The sequence below is a fragment of the Streptomyces sp. NPDC002138 genome (assembly GCF_040296485.1).
In the GTDB taxonomy this organism is placed as follows: domain Bacteria; phylum Actinomycetota; class Actinomycetes; order Streptomycetales; family Streptomycetaceae; genus Streptomyces.
This window is the reverse complement of the sequence record NZ_JBEOXE010000025.1, coordinates 86,552-102,425: the sequence shown is the minus strand read 5'-3', so window position 1 is coordinate 102,425 and position 15,874 is coordinate 86,552. Positions and strand designations below refer to the sequence as shown.

General features: G+C 73.1%; 15 protein-coding genes and 1 pseudogene. 2 read left to right on the top strand and 14 right to left on the bottom strand.

The genetic code is table 11. The annotated features are described in order from the left end of the window. Window positions 1–19 precede the first annotated feature (19 nt). Genes ABT084_RS18560 through ABT084_RS18540 form a run of 5 tightly spaced genes read right to left on the bottom strand, consistent with a single transcriptional unit; the run spans window position 20 to window position 4,998 of the window. Window positions 20–2,680, bottom strand: coding sequence for an FtsX-like permease family protein (locus ABT084_RS18560; protein WP_351044735.1), 2,661 nt, complete (start codon window positions 2,678–2,680; stop codon window positions 20–22). Continuing rightward, window positions 2,677–2,988, bottom strand: coding sequence for a hypothetical protein (locus tag ABT084_RS18555; protein WP_351044732.1), 312 nt, complete (start codon window positions 2,986–2,988; stop codon window positions 2,677–2,679). The genes ABT084_RS18560 and ABT084_RS18555 overlap by 4 nt, the downstream gene beginning before the upstream one ends. After that, entirely contained in the window at window positions 2,985–3,683 is a 699-nt protein-coding gene (locus ABT084_RS18550) for an ABC transporter ATP-binding protein (RefSeq protein WP_351044729.1), read from the bottom strand. Before ABT084_RS18550 ends, ABT084_RS18555 begins: the two co-directional genes overlap by 4 nt. Continuing rightward, window positions 3,680–4,393 (bottom strand): ABC transporter ATP-binding protein, encoded by a 714-nt coding sequence (locus ABT084_RS18545; protein WP_351044727.1) that lies wholly within the window; start codon window positions 4,391–4,393, stop codon window positions 3,680–3,682. Before ABT084_RS18545 ends, ABT084_RS18550 begins: the two co-directional genes overlap by 4 nt. Then, complete coding sequence (locus ABT084_RS18540; protein WP_351044725.1) at window positions 4,393–4,998, bottom strand: hypothetical protein; 606 nt, start codon at window positions 4,996–4,998, stop codon at window positions 4,393–4,395. Before ABT084_RS18540 ends, ABT084_RS18545 begins: the two co-directional genes overlap by 1 nt. A gap of 114 nt (window positions 4,999–5,112) precedes the next feature. Here ABT084_RS18540 and ABT084_RS18535 point away from each other — a divergent pair, with 114 nt between their 5' ends. Further along, entirely contained in the window at window positions 5,113–6,405 is a 1,293-nt protein-coding gene (locus ABT084_RS18535; protein ID WP_351044722.1) for a HAMP domain-containing sensor histidine kinase, read from the top strand. Window positions 6,406–6,439: 34 nt separating this feature from the next. On the opposite strand, the gene ABT084_RS18530 is transcribed toward ABT084_RS18535, so the two are convergent. Further along, window positions 6,440–7,246, bottom strand: a complete 807-nt coding sequence (locus ABT084_RS18530) for a COG4705 family protein (protein ID WP_351044773.1) — start codon at window positions 7,244–7,246, stop codon at window positions 6,440–6,442. A 143-nt stretch (window positions 7,247–7,389) separates the two neighbouring features. Continuing rightward, window positions 7,390–8,553 (bottom strand): bile acid:sodium symporter family protein, encoded by a 1,164-nt coding sequence (locus tag ABT084_RS18525; protein ID WP_502968968.1) that lies wholly within the window; start codon window positions 8,551–8,553, stop codon window positions 7,390–7,392. 104 nt (window positions 8,554–8,657) lie between these two features. On the opposite strand from ABT084_RS18525, the gene ABT084_RS18520 reads away from it, so the two are divergent. Beyond that, complete coding sequence (locus ABT084_RS18520) at window positions 8,658–9,473, top strand: COG4705 family protein (RefSeq protein WP_351044719.1); 816 nt, start codon at window positions 8,658–8,660, stop codon at window positions 9,471–9,473. Here ABT084_RS18520 and ABT084_RS18515 read toward each other — a convergent pair. The 7 genes and pseudogenes from ABT084_RS18515 to ABT084_RS18485 form a co-directional block, all read right to left on the bottom strand. Further along, window positions 9,454–10,830, bottom strand: coding sequence for a sensor histidine kinase (locus ABT084_RS18515; protein WP_351044716.1), 1,377 nt, complete (start codon window positions 10,828–10,830; stop codon window positions 9,454–9,456). The genes ABT084_RS18520 and ABT084_RS18515 overlap by 20 nt on opposite strands. After that, entirely contained in the window at window positions 10,827–11,489 is a 663-nt protein-coding gene (locus ABT084_RS18510; protein ID WP_351044713.1) for a response regulator transcription factor, read from the bottom strand. Before ABT084_RS18510 ends, ABT084_RS18515 begins: the two co-directional genes overlap by 4 nt. Before the next feature lie 31 nt (window positions 11,490–11,520). Further along, window positions 11,521–12,372: an iron uptake transporter permease EfeU gene (gene efeU / locus ABT084_RS18505; protein WP_351044712.1), complete on the bottom strand. Its 852-nt coding sequence runs from the start codon at window positions 12,370–12,372 to the stop codon at window positions 11,521–11,523. Window positions 12,373–12,394: 22 nt separating this feature from the next. After that, window positions 12,395–13,067: pseudogene (locus tag ABT084_RS18500) on the bottom strand (Dyp-type peroxidase domain-containing protein). A gap of 43 nt (window positions 13,068–13,110) precedes the next feature. Beyond that, the gene (efeO, locus tag ABT084_RS18495) at window positions 13,111–14,250 is read right to left on the bottom strand and encodes an iron uptake system protein EfeO (protein WP_351044709.1); all 1,140 of its coding nucleotides are present in this window, start codon (window positions 14,248–14,250) and stop codon (window positions 13,111–13,113) included. Window positions 14,251–14,479: 229 nt separating this feature from the next. After that, the gene (locus ABT084_RS18490; RefSeq protein WP_351044706.1) at window positions 14,480–15,088 is read right to left on the bottom strand and encodes a phosphatase PAP2 family protein; all 609 of its coding nucleotides are present in this window, start codon (window positions 15,086–15,088) and stop codon (window positions 14,480–14,482) included. Further along, the gene (locus ABT084_RS18485) at window positions 15,085–15,768 is read right to left on the bottom strand and encodes a DedA family protein (protein WP_351044703.1); all 684 of its coding nucleotides are present in this window, start codon (window positions 15,766–15,768) and stop codon (window positions 15,085–15,087) included. Before ABT084_RS18485 ends, ABT084_RS18490 begins: the two co-directional genes overlap by 4 nt. Between the last annotated feature and the right edge of the window lie 106 nt (window positions 15,769–15,874).

Sequence of the window (15,874 nt, the reverse complement as noted above, 5' to 3'; positions counted from 1 at the left end):
GGTCGAGGGTATGGGCTGGTCAGGGCTCGCGGAGGTCTTCGACGGCGGGGCGGCCCGAACCACGGCCACCGTACAGGGCGGCTGCGGTGAGGGCCGCGAGCGTGGCGAGGAGGGTCAGGCCCAGGTACGGCCAGGGCACGGAGAGAGCGGACGGCGGCGGGTCGAAGACGCCGGTGAGGACCTTGACCAGCATCTGAGCCTGCACCCAGCCGATGAGGGCGCCGCCGGCCAGGCCGCCGAGCGCGACCGTGGCCGCCTCCGCGAGGACCATGCCCCGCAGCTGTTCCCGCGTGGCGCCGAGGACGGTGGCCACGGCGAAAGTACGGCGGCGTTCGGTCAGGCCCAGGGCGAGTACCGCTCCTCCGGCGCCCGCCGCCAGCGCCACGGCGAAGCCGAGTTCGATCCGGGTCAGTCCGGCGAGGTCCACCGAGGTGAGGCTGGAGCCGACGCCGGCGCGGGATTGGGTGAGGTCGGTGACCGTCGCCGTGGCCCCCAGCCGCTCGCGCAGCCGGGCGGCGACGGCCTGCTGGTGTGCGCCGCCGGTGTCGACGAGGAAGGCGCCGACGGCGTCGCTGCCGCTCTGGGCGGCGACGTACCCGGCGTTGGCGACGAAGAAGCTGTCCTTGGGCGCGGTCGGAAACTCCTTGACGACGCCCGCGTAGTGGAACTCCACGGCGCGCAGCTGCTTCGTCCGTTGGTCCTGGAGGCGCAGGTTGAGGCGGTCGCCCGGGACGAGCTGGAAGTCCTTCACCGTCTCCTCGCTGACGAGCACGGAGTCGGGGCGAGCCGCGAGCTTGGCGAGCAGGCCGCGGGCGCTGCCGCCTGCGAAGTAGGTGTCCTGAAGAGCGGTGGCGGACGTGATGGTGGCGGGGTTGACGCCGTACAGGTCCTGGAGGTCGGACCCGACGTAGGCGAAGCGGTGCTGGAGCGGTTCGATGTGACGCACTCCGGGTACGGACGCCAGGGCACGCCCGGCGTCGGGGCCGGTCAGGGCGCCGGGCGGCTGGGTGACGGTGACGTCGGCGCCGTTGGTGAGCTGGGCGTCCACCTCTGCCTGGTGCCGGTAGGTGTCATTGAAGGTCGCGGTGGAGAGCGCGAACGACACGGCGAGGGCGAGCAGGACCACGGAACGGGCCAGGACACGGCGCTGCCGGGTCATGCCGGAGGCGGTCGCGGCGGCGAGGGAGCCGGTCAGGGGCCGGGCCAGCAGGGTGAGAGGGCGGCGGCCCTGGGCGAGCGCGTAGGTCGTCAGCCGCCACAGGAGCAGCGCGGATCCGAGCCAGAGCAGGGCGGGGCCGAAGAAGGCCCAGTAGGACACCGAGATGCTCGCCACGCCTTCGGGGGCGAGCACCAGGGCGTACTGGTTGCCCGCGGCGGCTCGGAAGACGAGGAACGAGACCGTGAGCAGGATGACGTCGAGTCCGGTGCGCTGCCACAGCGGGGAACCGGTCGACGGGACGCCGCGGCGCGCGGCGGTGACGGTGGTGGTGCGCTGGTCCCGTACGGCGGGCAGCAGGACGGTCACGGCTGCGACGGCCGCGCCGAGGGCCAGCGCTATGAGGGACCAGCGCAGCGGGACGAGGCCCGCGGCGCCGAACGAGGCCTGGCCGAAGGCGATCCGGCCGGCCAGCGCGGCGACGACGATGCCGAGCAGGCCGCCGCCCAGGGCGATGGCACCTGCCTCGACCGCGGCGAGCACGGTGACCCGGCGACGTCCGAGGCCGCGGGTGCGCAGCAGCCCTTGTTCCCGTCGGCGGCGGTCCGCTCCGGTGCTGACCAGGGCGGAGGTGAGCAGGGCCGCGAGGACCACCCCGGGGGCTCCGAGGAAGAGGAAGAGGAGCTGGGCGTACAGGGCGTCCTGGCGGGCGGCGTCGAGGGCGGCGCCGAGGTTGTCGCCGACCTGAACGGCGCCGGAGAGGCGGGCTTCGAGGTGGCGGGCGGCGCCCGTGACGGCGGTGAACGCGGCGGCCGGGTCGGCGGGCAGGCGCGCGTCACGCGCGGCGTGCACCTGCGTGGTGACGGCGGCGGGGTCCACGGTCTTGGTGTGCGCGGTGACGGAGTCGAAGAGCGGGGTGGGCAGGAGGATCACGTTGTCGGGCGGGGCCGCCGGCTGGGACGAGGGCGGGGCGCCGACCTTCTGGAAGAGGGAGTCGGCCTGGGGCAGGTCGACGACTCCGGCGACCGTGACGGCGGCGTCGGCGTTGCCGGGCAGGGAGATGCGCACGGTGTCGCCGGGCGCGGCGTGCAGGTTGGCGGCGGTCTGCTGGGCGAGGAGGACACCGTCCCGGGCGCCGGTGAGCGGCCGTATCTCGCCGGGGAAGGCGGTGCGGTAGCCGTCGGGGATGCCGAGCAGCACGGCGTCGCCGGTGGTCTGCACGGAGCCCGCGGCCGTGGTCTGGAGCCCGGTGCTGTGGGCGTAGGTGACGGGCAGCGCGGTGCGGATCCCGGGGGTGTGACGGATCGCGTCGAGCACGGTGGCGGGCTGCGATGCGGGCTGGAGCTGTACCTGCCAGTCGATGGCGACGGACCGGGCGGCGCGGGCGGTCATCGTCGAGCGGGAGGCGGTCAGGAACGTGCCGAGGGCGGCGATGAGCGCGACCGCCAGGGCGACGGTGAGCGCGGCCGTGAGGAGTCTGCCGCCGCGGCGGCGGAGCAGGCCGGCCAGCCAGGTGGTGATCACGGTGTGCCTCCGCGGGCGGTGACGATCAGCCATCCGTCGCTCGCCGTCCAGGCGGCCTGGGAAGGGCCACCAACACCTGTGGTGGGCCGGGGGGTCGAGCGTGCGGTGCCGGTCCCGAAGACCGTGTCGCCGAGGACGTCGGCGATGCGGCCGACGATGGTGCCGTCGCCGCGGCCGGCCGGTTCGTCGTCCACGGCGGAATGGGGCAGGACGGCGAGGAGCACGGCGGCGAGGACGAGGCTGAGAGCCGCCAGGGCGAGGCGGCCGCGGCCGTGCCGGAGCGGGGCTGTCGGCCGGTCGGTGTTCACGGTGTAGCTCCGTCCGGACGGAGGAGGAGCCGGCCGTCGCGCATCGTCCAGCGGGTCCGGAGGCGTTCTCCGACGGCCGGGTCGTGGGTGGCCACCACCAGAGCGGCCCCGATCTCGTCGACCGCCGCCAGCAGGACGTCCATGACACGCCGACCGGTCGTGCGGTCGAGGCGGCCGGTCGGTTCGTCGGCGAGGACGAGCCGGGGCCGGGCGGCCAGGACCCGGGCGGCCGCGACACGCTGCGCCTGTCCGCCCGAGATGTCGTCGGGCAGCTTGGCGGCGAGGTCGGCGATGCCGACGCGTTCCAGGGCGGCCAGTGCGCGGGCGTGGGCGCGCTCCGCGCTCTCGCCCGACAGCACCAGGGGCAGGCCCGTGTTCTCGGCGACGTCCAACGTACCGATGAGGCTGGGGCTCTGGAAGACGACCCCGATGCGCTCGGCCCTGGCCCGCGCCCCGGCCCCCGGGCCCGCGGCGTCCGCGCCCCAGGACCACACCACCTCGCCGCTGGTCGGCTGTTCCAGTCCGGCCATCAGGTGGAGCAGCGTGGACTTGCCCGACCCCGAGGGCCCCATGACGGCGATCCGGTCGTACGCCTGCACCTGGCAGTTGGTGCCGTGTACGGCGACCACGGCGGTGGGGCCGCGCCCGTATGTCCGTCCGGCGTCCCGGCAGCTGACGAGCGGAGGGCCGGTCATGGCCCGATCCTGCCGTCGCGCAGGGTCAGGACCCGGTCCGCGCCGCGTACGGCGGCGGCGCTGTGGGTGACGAGCAGTGCGCCGCGGCGGCCGTCACGGCCGCGGGCACGCAGCAGGTCCAGGACGCGCCGTTCGGTGCTCCCGTCGAGCTCTCCGGTCGGTTCGTCGGCGAGGAGGACGTCGGGGTCGTTGGCCAGGGCGACGGCCAGACCCGCTCGGGCCAGCTCTCCCCCGGCCAGTTCGCGGGGCAGGGAGCGGGCCCGGCCGAGCAGGCCCACCTGGTCCAGGAGGGCTTCCACGGGCGGGGCACCGACGCTGTGGCGGCCGGCGGCCGTGCGGGCGAGGCGGATGTTCTGGGCCACATCGAGGTGGGCGATCAGGTTCTCCGTCTGGAGCAGGATGCCGATCCTGCGGGCCCGGACGCGGGCCCGCTCCGCCTCCGGCCGGTGGCTGATCCGCTCCCCGGCGACCCGTACGACTCCGCCCTCGGGCTCGTCCAGGCCCGCGAGGCAGGCCAGCAGCGTGGACTTCCCCGATCCGGAGGGGCCAACGACGGCCACGAGCTCTCCCGGGGCGACCGTGACGGACACCCCGCGCAGGGCGAGGGTCTCCTCCTCCCCCGCACGGTAGAACCGGTACAGCTCTCGCGCGTCCAGGGCCGGCGGGGCGTTTTCAGTGTGCGGGGCGCTCGGGGCGCTCGGGGCGTCCATCACTGCCACCGCAGCGAGTCGGTGACCGTCCGCCAGGGGTCGACGTTGTCGGCCTTGACCGGGCCCGACAGGATGAGTACGACATCGCGGCCGTTGTGGTGGAACACGTACCGCTCGAAGGCGTCACGGACGGTCTTGCCCGTCACCGGGTCCGCACGCGTGGTGCCCTGGTACGTGTACAGGACTGCCCGGCCGGCCTTCCGTGACACCTCGGAGGCCTTGCCGGGCGTGAACCCGGGGACCGCCTTGGCCAGCTCCGGCACGTCCCGCGCGGTCACCGAGGCGGTCGTGGGCGCGGTCGCGGCGGCGTGCTCGGACACCTCGATCCGGTTCAGCTTGTCGGTGAAGGCCGTGACCGGGCCCGTGGAGGTGCGCGACCAGCCTTCGGGCACGCTGACCGTGAAGCCGCCCGTGGCCGGCTTGAACACCACGTACACCTGGTTGTCGGGGATGTCTCCGGGCGGATTCGACTCGGCCGGTGCCGGAGGCGGAGGCGGGTTCGGGCCGGCGGCCGCGGAGGTGCCGGAGGCACCGCACCCGGCGAGGGCCGCGACGGCGAGTACGACAGAGGCAGAAGCGGCACATGCGCGACGCCGCACGTTCATGACGCCCTCCGAAGGGTGGATGGATCTCCCACGCTAGGCAGTGCCACGCAAAGGGCCGGGGCGGCGAAGGTGAGACGACGGCAAAACCGGGATCGCGGACGCCATGATGAGCGCATGAGGCAGCGTGTGGTGAGGGTCGCGGTGGCCGCTGTCCTGGTGGCCCTGGTCCTGCTGGCCGGGCCGCTGGCCGTGGTCGTCCAGCGGTCCTTCTTCGAGGAGGAGCGCGGCGCCCTGGAACGTACGGCCCTGGCGGCGACCGTCGCGGTGGGACCGGAATTCACCACGGGCGACGCCGTCGAGCTGCCGCGGCCCCGGCCGGGGGGACGGCTGGGGGTGTACGACCTCTCCATGCGCCTGCGCGCGGGCGCGGGAGGGCAGACGGGCGACGCCGTGACACGCCGGGCGACCGGCGGGAAGGTCGCGCGCGGGAACAGCGGCCCGGATCTCGTCGTCGCGGTTCCGGTGGTCTCCGCCGAACGGGTCATCGGGGTGGTCCGGGCCTCGGTCCCCGCTCGTTCCGTCTGGAACCGCGTGCTCTGGGCATGGGCGCTGCTGCTGGGGGTCACCCTGTTCGCGCTCATCACGGCGGTGCTGGTGGCGCGCCGTCAGGCACGCGCCCTCAGCGCCCCGGTGGAGGCGCTCTCGCGGACGGCCGGGGAGATCGCCGACGGCGACCTCGGCGCCCGGGCCGGCCCGTGCGGCATCTCGGAGCTGGACCAACTGGCCCGCACTCAGAACACCATGGTCGAAAGACTCACCCAACTCCTGAGCCGGGAGCGTGACTTCAGCGCCAACGCCTCCCACCAGCTGCGCACCGCACTGACCGGGCTCCAGCTCGGCCTGGAGGCGGGCCAGGAACTGCCGCCGGCCGCTGATCTGCGTCCCGTCGTCCGGGAGGCCTTGGAGCGGGCCCGTCACCTGGAGGAGACGGTCGAGGAGGTGCTGCGGCTGGCCCGGCCGGACACCGCCGAGCAGCACCCGGTCCCCCGCGAGCGGCTCGTCCGGGTACTGGACCGCGCGCAGTCGCGCTGGCACGGCGTACTCGCGGCCGCAGGACGGCGCCTGGAGCTCCGCCCGTCGCCCGGGACCGAGTCCTTCGACGTCCCCGGCCGCACCACCGGGCAGATCCTCGACATCCTCCTCGACAACGCGCTGCGGCACGGACGCGGTACGACCGTCGTGACGGTACGCGAAGCCGCCGGAGCAGTCGCGATCGACGTGGCGGACGAAGGGACACTCGCCCTCGACCCCGGGGCGGTCTTCGCGCGCGGCAGCACCACGGGACCCGGTACCGGCATCGGCCTGGCGGTGGCAAAGGAGCTCGCGGAGGCCGCCGGCGGGAGGCTGAGCGTTCGCGCTTCGGCGCCCGCCACCTTCACCCTGCTCCTGCCCGGCCCGGAGGGGTGATCCCGGGCGCTCGCGCGCGAACGCCCGGGCGAGCTCAGCCGGCCAGTGCGCTGGGGTGGACCTGCCGCGGCGTGTCGGCGCGGCTCACCTGGAGGTATCCGACGAGCGCGGCGATGGGGACCAGCAGCGCGAGGCTGACCAGCCCGGTGCCCCATCCCAGACCGTGTCGCGCTGCCGGGACGCCCATCCAGTCCGCGAACGAAGCGCCGAGCGGGCGGGTGAGGATGTACGCGGCCCAGAAGGCGGCCACCGCGTTCAGCCCGAGGAACCGGCGGCCCAGCACCGGCAGCACGATCAGGGCGGCGAAGACGAACCCGGAGGGCAGGTAGCCCAGGTGCAGGGTCCCGGCCGTGAGGTCGCCCACCGCGGTGCCCAGGGCGAAGGTGGTGAGCACCGTCGCCCAGTAGAAGGACTCCCGGCGGGTGGTGTGGATGCTGTGGATGGACAGGGTCCGCTCGGACGCGTACCAGAGGGCCAGGACGGCACCCAGGGCGAGCGTGAAGCCCGCGGCCGACACCGTGTAGGGAATGCCGGCGATGACATGGACGACGTCCGCGGCCATCGTGCCGAACACGCTGACCATGACGATGGCCGACCAGTAGAGCCACGGCCGGTAGCGCGCGGAGCGGAACTGGAGGACCAGCAGGGCGGTCAGGCCCGCGAGCCCGAGGCAGCCCGCCGGGACCGGGCCCAAGGTCCGCGCCAGGAAGTCGGACGCGGTCTCCCCCATGCCGGTGGTGAGGATCTTCACGGTCCAGAACCAGGCCGTGACCTCGGGGACCTTCGAGAGGCCCGCCCCGGACAGGCCCGGGCGGTAAGCTCCCCGCTCCGGAGCCGTCATGGGCTGCCGGTGCGTCGTCGTCCTGCTGTCGGTTTCCGCCATCGTCGGTGCCATCCTCCCGGCGACGCTCGCGCCGCATAGCCGATGCTGGCCAGGGCAGCCGTCGGCGCCCGGAATCCCGGGGCCGACCTCCCAACCAATGTCTACAGGACTGTAGACGATCGTGGTGGGGTGGTGGAACCGGGGTCCGGATCGCAGGCGAACAGGGGCCGTTGGGGCCGCCGCCGGGGCGGATGCACGGCATGCCCGGCGGCCGGCTTCTGCAGCAGGCTGTACGCGAGAACCGGAAGCAGCACATGGGGGCGGTCGGGCATGGCCGTGCCGATCAGTACGGCGCTGGCGCTGCTGTTGTTCATTCCGCAGGCCAGCGTCACGCAGGTGCGGGCCGGGGCTCGCAGTCCCAGCAGCCGGCCGCCCGCGCGGCCCACGAGGAACGACAGTGCGCACAGCGAGGCGGCGACGGCCACGGCCGCGGCGGGCAGGACGGCGTCCGGATGGGCCAGGAACGGTCCCAGCGCTCCACTGGCGTTGACGTACGTCAGCAGCAGCGAACCGACGAGCGCGGCGGGCGGGGCGGTCCGCAGGACCACGGCCAGCGCCCGCCGGGGCAGCACGAGGTGGCACAGCAGCCCGGCCGCGCACGGCAGTACGACGCCCGTGAGGGCGAAGCCCTGCCCGGCGATGCGGGCCGCGCCCGCCAGTGCCCCGACGTAGTCCGGGCTGAGCAGGGGGGACAGGGCGCCGAGTGTGACGGGCAGGGTGAGCGGGCTGAGCAGGGTGGAGAGGAGCACGAGGCCGACCATGGTCGGCTGGTCGCCTTCCCCCCGCGCGGTCCACACCGTGGCCCCCGCCGCCACGGGCATCGCGGTGATGAGGATCATCGCGGTGATCATTCCGCTGCCGCCGTCGGTGTCGGGGGTCCAGCGCAGCGCGACCGCGAGGGCGGGGATGATCACCAGTGGAGCGCCGAGGTGCAGGGCGAGGCCGGCCAGCAGCGTCACCGGCTGCCGGACCACGCGCAGCAGGGTCTTCGGTGGCACCTGCAGCCCGGCGGCGAAGAGGACGAGGGCCAGCAGGAACGGGGCCGCCTCGAGCCGGAACCCGAGCCCCGGGCCGAGCACTTCCCGGGCGTGGCGCAGCCACGTCCCTGGAGAGGGGAAGGCCGCGGCCGCGAGATAGGCGGCCGCGACGGCCCATCCCATGCGCTTCCCGATCCGCTCCGCGATCCGGGCGGGCAGCCGGGCGCGGCCAGGGGTGGGACGACCGGGACGGGCACGGCCGGGGTCCGGGGTGGGCGGGCGGATCATGGCCGGGACTGTACGAGCCCGCGCCCGCGCCGGACGTGTTCGTCGCGGTGTCCCGCCGACGTGGTCAGGATGCGTTCAGGTTGGCGGTGGCACCGTCTGGTCCCATGACATCCGAGACATACAGCCAGCCCGGTACCGCCCGTGGCCAAGGGACCCGCTGGAACAAGGTGCCCGAGGTCACGGCCTTCTTCTGGGTCATCAAGATCCTGTGCACGACGGTGGGCGAGACGGCGGCCGACTTCCTCAACGGACAGCTGGGGCTGGGCCTGACCGGCACCTCGCTGGTCATGAGCCTGTTGCTGGTGGTGGCTCTGGTCGTCCAGTTCCGCGCCGACTCCTACCGGCCGGTGCTCTACTGGCTGGTCGTCGTACTGGTCAGCGTGGTAGGCACGCTGATCAGCGACAACCTGACGGACAATCTGGGCGTGCCGCTGGAGGTCACCACCGCGGTGTTCGCCGTGGCGCTGGCCGTCGTCTTCGTCGCCTGGTTCCGCAGCGAGCGGACCCTGTCCATCCACAGCATCAACACCGTGCGCCGGGAGGCCTTCTACTGGGCGGCCGTGCTGTTCACCTTCGCGCTCGGCACGGCGGCCGGTGACCTGGTCGCGGAGCGGCTGTCGCTGGGCTACTGGCTCGCGGCGGTCCTGTTCGCGCTGGCTATCGGCGCCGTCTGGCTGGCCCATTCCGCGCTGGGGCTGAACGCGGTGTGGAGCTTCTGGATCGCGTACGTCCTCACCCGCCCGCTCGGCGCCTCGCTGGGCGACTACCTCTCGCAGCCGTCCGACGACGGCGGCCTCGGTCTGGGCACCGTCGTGACCAGCGCGCTGTTCCTTCTGGTCATCCTCGCGCTGGTCGTGTACCTGACGGTCACCCGCAAGGACGTGACCCCGCAGGAGGAGCTCAGCCGGCCGGCAGCCTGATCACGAACACCGCTCCCCCGCCGCCCGGTTCGCCGAGCTCCGCCTCCCCGCCCGCGGAGCGGGCCAGGCGCCGGGCGAGCGACAGCCCGAGGCCCGCTCCGTCGTGGCCGTCGCCCGGATCGGCCCGGCGGCCGGGCTGGAACAGATGGGTACGGAAGCTGTCGGGAACGCCGGGGCCGTCGTCGATCACCTCGATGCGGACACGGCCCGCTTCCCGGGCCGCGCGGAGGTGGACCGCAGTCGCCGCGTAGCGCAGCGCGTTGGCCAGCAGGGGACTGACGATCCGCTCCAGGACGGCAGCGGGCACCCCGGCGGTCAGTTCCCCGTCCTCGCCGACGGACAGGACACGGACCGGGACGCCGGCCTGGCCGGTGCGGGCGGCGAGGGCCTTCAGTACGGGGAGCACGGCGGCGGTTCCGGGCGTCCGGCGGGCATCCTCACGGGCTTCGGCGAGGAGCGTGTCGCAGATGGTCCGCATGGTGCGGGCCGCCTCGCCGATGGCCCGCTGCGCGGTGAGCGTCTCGTCCGCGCTGCGGGGGCGGGCCTGCCACCAGTCGAGTTCGGCCACGATCGTGGCCAGCGGGTTGCGCAGTTCGTGGGACAGCTCGCTGGTCAGCTGCTGCTCGTGGCGCAGGACCGCCCGGATACGGTCGAGGAAGGCGTCCAGCGAGCTGCCGAGCCGGGCGAGTTCGGCGGGCCGGGGGACACCGCTGAAGCGCTCCTCGGAGGCGGTGGCGCTCCATCGGGCGGCCTGGTCGGTCATCGTACGGACGGGGCGCAGGGCCCTGCCGACGGCGAGCCGGGTCACCGCGTACGTGCAGATGAGCATGACGGCGTCCAGTGCCAGGGAGGCCATCAGCAGGGTGTCGCCCGAAGCGCGGTACGGGGTGAGGTCGAGCGCGGTGACCACGGTCGCGGCCCTCGGACCGCCGCCGGGCGACGGCACCGGCCGGGCGCAGAGCCGTACGTCCGCGGCCCCGTGCGCGGTCGTGGCGCAGCGGGCGCCACCCTGCGCCACGAGACGGGCGGCCTCGCGGGTCGCGGGGCTGTCCGCCGTGGTGGCGGAGGGCTGCTCGACCAGGCTCGTCCCCTGGTAGATCCAGGCGTTGGCGTCGAGAAGGTCCTCCTGCGGGGTCTCCAGTACGCGCAGTACGGGGCCACTGGTGTCGACGGTGGCGGCGACGGCGGAGGCGCGAGCCCGCAGCTGGTCGTCCGCCTGGCGGGCCAGGTGCTGGTGCACGAACGCGTTGAAGGCGATCGTGAACACCGCCATGACGGAGGCCGCGGTCGCGACCGCGAGCAGAGAGAGCCGGCCGCGCAGGGTCGCCGGCCGCGCTGCGGCCCAGGTCAGTCTCATGACAGCCGGTGCCCGACGCCGCGGGCGGTGGCGAGGACGAGGGTGCTGCCCGCCTCCCGTAGTTTGCGGCGCAGCCGGGTCAGGTACTGGTCGAGGGTGTTGTCGCTGACCTGGGCGCCCTCCGGCCAGCCGGCGCGTACCAGCTCCCGCCGGGAGACCAGGTCCCCCGCGGCGGCCAGCAGGGCGGCCAGGATCCGGAATTCGGTCGGGGTCAGGCTCATGGGCAGCCCGCGTACGGCGCACGTGTGGCGGACGGCGTCCAGTACCACCTCTCCCCCGACGGCGGGGGCGGCCGGAGGGCTGCGTTTGACGGCGGCCCTGAGCCGGGCCGCCAGTTCGGCGAGATGGAAGGGTTTGGCGAGATAGTCGTCCCCTCCCGCGGAGAACCCGCTGAGCCGGTCCGTGAGGTGGTGACGGGCGGTCAGGAAGATGACAGGGCGGTCGAATCCGTTGGCACGCAGGGCCTGGCACACGTCGCGGCCGTCCGCGTCGGGCAGGCCGACGTCGAGGACGACCGCGTCGATTCCGGCCACGGCCAGCCGCAGGGCCGCCGCCCCGTCCTGCGCGGGGGTGGTGTCGAAACCCTCCTCGCGCAGGCCGCGCAGCAGGACGTCGCGCAGCCGGTGGTCGTCCTCGACGACCAGGACGTGTCGGCTCATGCGGACCTCGCTCGTGTCGGGACGGCGGGGCTCAGCCCGCCTTCGTCGGTTCCGCGGCCGCGCCCACGGCCGGGACGGCCTTGTTGCCGCGCGGGGACGCGAGGAAGAGGGCCATCACGGGAACGACGTAGAGGGCCCAGACGGTGCTCTGGAGCACGGTCGGGTTCGGCTGGAAGTTGAAGACGCCCTTGAGGAGGGTCCCGTACCAGCTGTCGGAGGGAACGGTCGGACTGATGTCGAAGGCGAGGGTGTGCAGACCGGGCAGGAAACCGCCTTCCTGGAGGTCGTGGAAGCCGTACGCGAGGACGCCTGCCGCCACCACGACCAGCATGGCGCCGGTCCAGGTGAAGAACTTGGCCAGGTTGATCTTCAGGGCGCCGCGGTAGAACAGCCAGCCCAGTACCGCGGAGGTCAGGAGTCCCAGCAGCGCGCCGACCAGGGGGCGGATTCCGTCACCGGTGGCCTGCACGGCCGTCCAGATGAACAGCGAGGTCTCCAGGCCCTCACGGCCCACCGCCATGAACGCGGTGAGGACCAGCGCACCGGTGCCCACGGCGAGGGCGGCGTCGAGCCTGCCGTGCAGTTCGGACTTCAGGTGTCGGGCGGTGCGCTTCATCCAGAAGACCATCCACGTGACCAGGCCCACCGAGATGATCGACAGGCTGCCGCCCAGCAGTTCCTGGGCCTGGAAGGTCAAGGTGGAAGAGCCGAACTGGAGGGCTGCCCCGAACGCCAGCGACAGCGCGACGGCCAGACCGACCCCGAGCCACACGGGTGCCAGTCTGTCCTTGTGGTCGGTCTTGACCAGGTAGGCGATGAGGATGCAGACGACGAGGCTGGCTTCCAAGCCCTCGCGCAGACCGATCAGGTAGTTGCCGAACACGGCGTGGAGTTCCTTCCGGTGATCATGTGAACAGCGTCCGGCCCCACCAGTCGTCCTTGTCGCGGACGCCCGGCGGGACGGCGAAGACGGCCGAACCCACGTGCTGGATGTATTCGTTGAGCGCGTCGTCCTTCGACAGGCTCCGCTGCACCGGCACGAACCCCTTGCGGATGTCGCGCATGTACGCCAGGAAGAACAGGCCCGCGTCGAGGCGGCCCAGCCCGTCCGTGCCGTCGGTGAAGGATGGTCAGGGTCAGCCGGGACGGCTTCAGGCCGACGGCCTCGCCCGTGTCGTCCGGCGGGGCCTGCGCGAGACCGCCGAAGGCGCCCTCGCCGACCGGCTGCCCGGCGGTCATCAGCCGGGCCGCCCCGGTCCAGTCCTTGAGCAGCTTGATCAGCTCGGCGCGGTCCTTCGTCGTCACGTCGAACGCGGCGAAGTGCAGCCGGTCCTGGACGGCGTCGGCGATACCCGCCTGGTGCTCGCGGTGGAAGGGCACAGCCGTACCCGGCGAACCGGGGGCCGCCGGCTCGGACCGTCCGCGCAGGACCGCGACCGTACCGCCGGCCGCCGCGGGGCCGAGCGCGAGCCCGGCCCCGCCCCAACCGAGCAGCGCACGTCGCGAGGTTCCGCCCCCGGTCACGTCCGACGACACGCCGCTGTCCTTCTGACCGGGCTCCGAGTCCGCTTCAGCCATCACCACTCCCCTGCCTGCCGTTGCTCTGCTTGCCGTGCCCGGGCTACTTGGCGGTCGCCGCGGCGAGCTTGGAGAGCGGCTCGGCCAGCGCGTTGACGCCGTCCGACAGCTCCTTGCGCTCCGCCTCGCCGACCTTGTCGTACGAGGTGAAGTCGTAGCCGTTCTTGTCCGCGCGGTATGTGTCCAGCAGCGTGTTGATCGCAGCGAACTGGGCGTCCAGGGTCTTCGCGAGCTCCGGGTCCTTCTTGACGGTGACCGGCTTCAGCAACTCGAAGACCTTCTCGGCGCCCTCGACGTTGGCCTTGAAGTCGGCCAGGTCGGTGTGGCTGTAGCGGTCTTCCTCGCCGGTGACCTTGTTGCGCGCGATCTCGTCCAGCAGCTCCTTGGCGCCGTTCGCCATGGAGGTGGGGGTGATCTCCGCCGTGCCCACGCGCTTGTGCCACTCGGCGATGTCCGTGTCCAGCTGGGAGGCGAGTTCCTTCTCCTCGTCGCCGATCTTGTGGTCGGCCCAGAGGGACTTCTCCAGCCGGTGCCAGCCGGTCCACTTCTGGCCGGGCTCCAGGCCGGCCTCACGGACGTCGGTCTTCGGGTCGATGTCGCCGAAGGATTCCGCGACCGGCTCGGTACGCTCCCAGCCGCGCCGCGACGAGGCGAACGCCTGCTTCGCGGCTTCCACGTCACCGGCGCGGACGGCGTCGGTGAACGTCTTGACCGCGGGGAGGGATTCCTCGGCCTGCGCCAGCACGTAGCCGCGGTAGGCCGCGCCGGCGGCGTCCAGCTCGGGGCTGCGCATCTCGCCGCCGCCCTGACCGGTGACCTTGACCTTGGTGCGGATGCCGCCGCCCTTCATCCCGGGCTTGCAGGCGAACTCGTACTCGCCCGCCTTGATCTCGGCGGTGATGGTGGCCTTGGTACCCGGGCCGATGTTCTCGCGCTCGGCAACGATCCGGTCGTCCGGGAAGAGCACGTACAGCTCGGTGACCTTCGAGCCCTTGTTCTCCACCTCGATGGAGACCTTGCCCGCCGGGAACTCCGTCTTGGAGACGTCGCAGGCGCTGTCCGACGCGGCCACCCGGAGGGTGCCCGAGGAGTCGGCATCGATCTTCTGGGCGCACCCCGTGGCGGCGGTGACGATCGCGAGACCAGCGGCGGCGAGAAGCGCCGAGCGGGCGGCAGAGGACATGGGTGCTCCCAGGCATGGCAAGGCGGCGGAGCCGCAGCTACCTCGGTAAGGCAAGGCTGCCCTTCCGTCTACGGAACTGTAGACGATGGGGGCCCGTGCGTCTGCCACCCCGGAGAACACGAGCAGCTTCCCCTCGCCGCCCCGCCACAGGCCGTCCTTCATCGGACGGCCGCTCGGACGCCTCCCCCGGCCCCGTCGGGGCCGGTCCCAGCCCCGCCGGGGCCGGTCCTCACCGGGGGGCGACGAGGACCCGCAGCGGTGTGGCACCCAGCCGCTGCACGAGGGGTGTCGCACGGCCGGCGGCGCGAGTCAGCAGCCAGCCGAGGACCGCCCCGACGACCAGGCCAAGGGCGACGTCATGGGGGTAGTGGGCACCGACCCATACCCGGGAGAAGGCCATCAGAACCGCGGCCGGGACGGCGATCGCCGCGAGCCGGCGGTCGATGAGCCACAGGGCCGCAGCCGCCGCGGCGGCGATGGCGGCGTGATTACTCGGGAACGACCAGTCCCCCAGCGGCGGGCACGCCTCCAGCGTCATCGTGTGCAGGGTCTGACAGGGCCGCTGCTCACGGAAAACCGATTTGATGCCGGTATCGACGAGGAACGCGACGACCACGACGAGGGGCGCCGCCAGCGCCCTGGCGGTCCTCGCCGGATCGGCGCTCGACCGGGCCCGCCACCAGGCGAAAACCATCAGCGCGCCGAAGAGGGCGAGGCCGTAGGTGGACCAGGCGGAGAGGAGGCTGTCGGCCCAGGAGGGCGCTCGCCGGGCCAGGTCCGTGATCCAGGTGTACAGGTTTCCGTCGACGGCGGGGCCGTCCAGGGCGAGCAGGCTCAATGCGAGCCTCCGTTCGAAGTGCGGGTGCCCCGCCGGCGGATCACTTCCACGGCGAGCGGGGTGAGGGAGACGAGAACGACAAGGGCGACGATCGGCAGGAGGTACCGGTCGACGTTGGGGACGGAGGAGCCGAGCGCGTAGCCGGCCAGTACCAGCCCCACCGTCCACACGAGGCCACCGGCGACCTGCCAGAGGGTGAAGGTGCGGGCGGGGACGTTGAGGGCCCCGGCCATCGGGTTCAGGACGGTACGCACGATCGGTACGAAACGGGCCAGGACGATGGCCTTGGCGTGGCCGTACCGGTCGAGGAGCTCCTCGGCCCGCTCGGCGCCCTCGTGGAGCTTGCGGCTACGACTGCGGGCCAGCAGGGCGCGGCCGCCGCGCCGTCCGATGAGATAGCCGGCCTGCGCGCCGAGCAGGGCTCCGGCCACGGCCGCGCACAGCACCTGCGGGAGCGAGAGGTGGACCGGTCCGTGGTTGCCGGGTACGCAGAGCAGACCGGCGGTGAAGAGGAGGGAATCACCGGGCAGGAAGAAGCCGACGAGGAGACCGGTCTCGGCGAAGAGAACGATCGCGACGCCGAGCGCGCCGAAGGCTGACAGGAGGGAACCGGCGTCCAGCAGGTTGACGGCCTGCGGGCTCAGCGTCTGCGACGCTGCGGCGAGAACGGTCAAGGTCATGTCGAACAGCTCCCCGGAGGTGAGAGGGCCAGGGCCTGAGGCGACACCCTGCCGACCGACGACTACAGTTCCGTAGACGGTCTACATAACTGTAGACGATCAATGA

Coding starts and splice junctions, on each gene's coding strand:
- ABT084_RS18535 (WP_351044722.1), top strand. CDS start 5,113: ATGAGGCAGCGTGTGGTGAGGGTCGCGGTGGCCGCTGTCCTGGTGGCC.
- ABT084_RS18485 (WP_351044703.1), bottom strand. CDS start 15,768: ATGACCTTGACCGTTCTCGCCGCAGCGTCGCAGACGCTGAGCCCGCAG.
- ABT084_RS18515 (WP_351044716.1), bottom strand. CDS start 10,830: ATGAGACTGACCTGGGCCGCAGCGCGGCCGGCGACCCTGCGCGGCCGG.
- efeO (WP_351044709.1), bottom strand. CDS start 14,250: ATGTCCTCTGCCGCCCGCTCGGCGCTTCTCGCCGCCGCTGGTCTCGCG.
- ABT084_RS18530 (WP_351044773.1), bottom strand. CDS start 7,246: ATGACGGCTCCGGAGCGGGGAGCTTACCGCCCGGGCCTGTCCGGGGCG.
- ABT084_RS18525 (WP_502968968.1), bottom strand. CDS start 8,553: ATGATCCGCCCGCCCACCCCGGACCCCGGCCGTGCCCGTCCCGGTCGT.
- ABT084_RS18540 (WP_351044725.1), bottom strand. CDS start 4,998: ATGAACGTGCGGCGTCGCGCATGTGCCGCTTCTGCCTCTGTCGTACTC.
- ABT084_RS18550 (WP_351044729.1), bottom strand. CDS start 3,683: ATGACCGGCCCTCCGCTCGTCAGCTGCCGGGACGCCGGACGGACATAC.
- ABT084_RS18545 (WP_351044727.1), bottom strand. CDS start 4,393: ATGGACGCCCCGAGCGCCCCGAGCGCCCCGCACACTGAAAACGCCCCG.
- ABT084_RS18510 (WP_351044713.1), bottom strand. CDS start 11,489: ATGAGCCGACACGTCCTGGTCGTCGAGGACGACCACCGGCTGCGCGAC.
- ABT084_RS18520 (WP_351044719.1), top strand. CDS start 8,658: ATGACATCCGAGACATACAGCCAGCCCGGTACCGCCCGTGGCCAAGGG.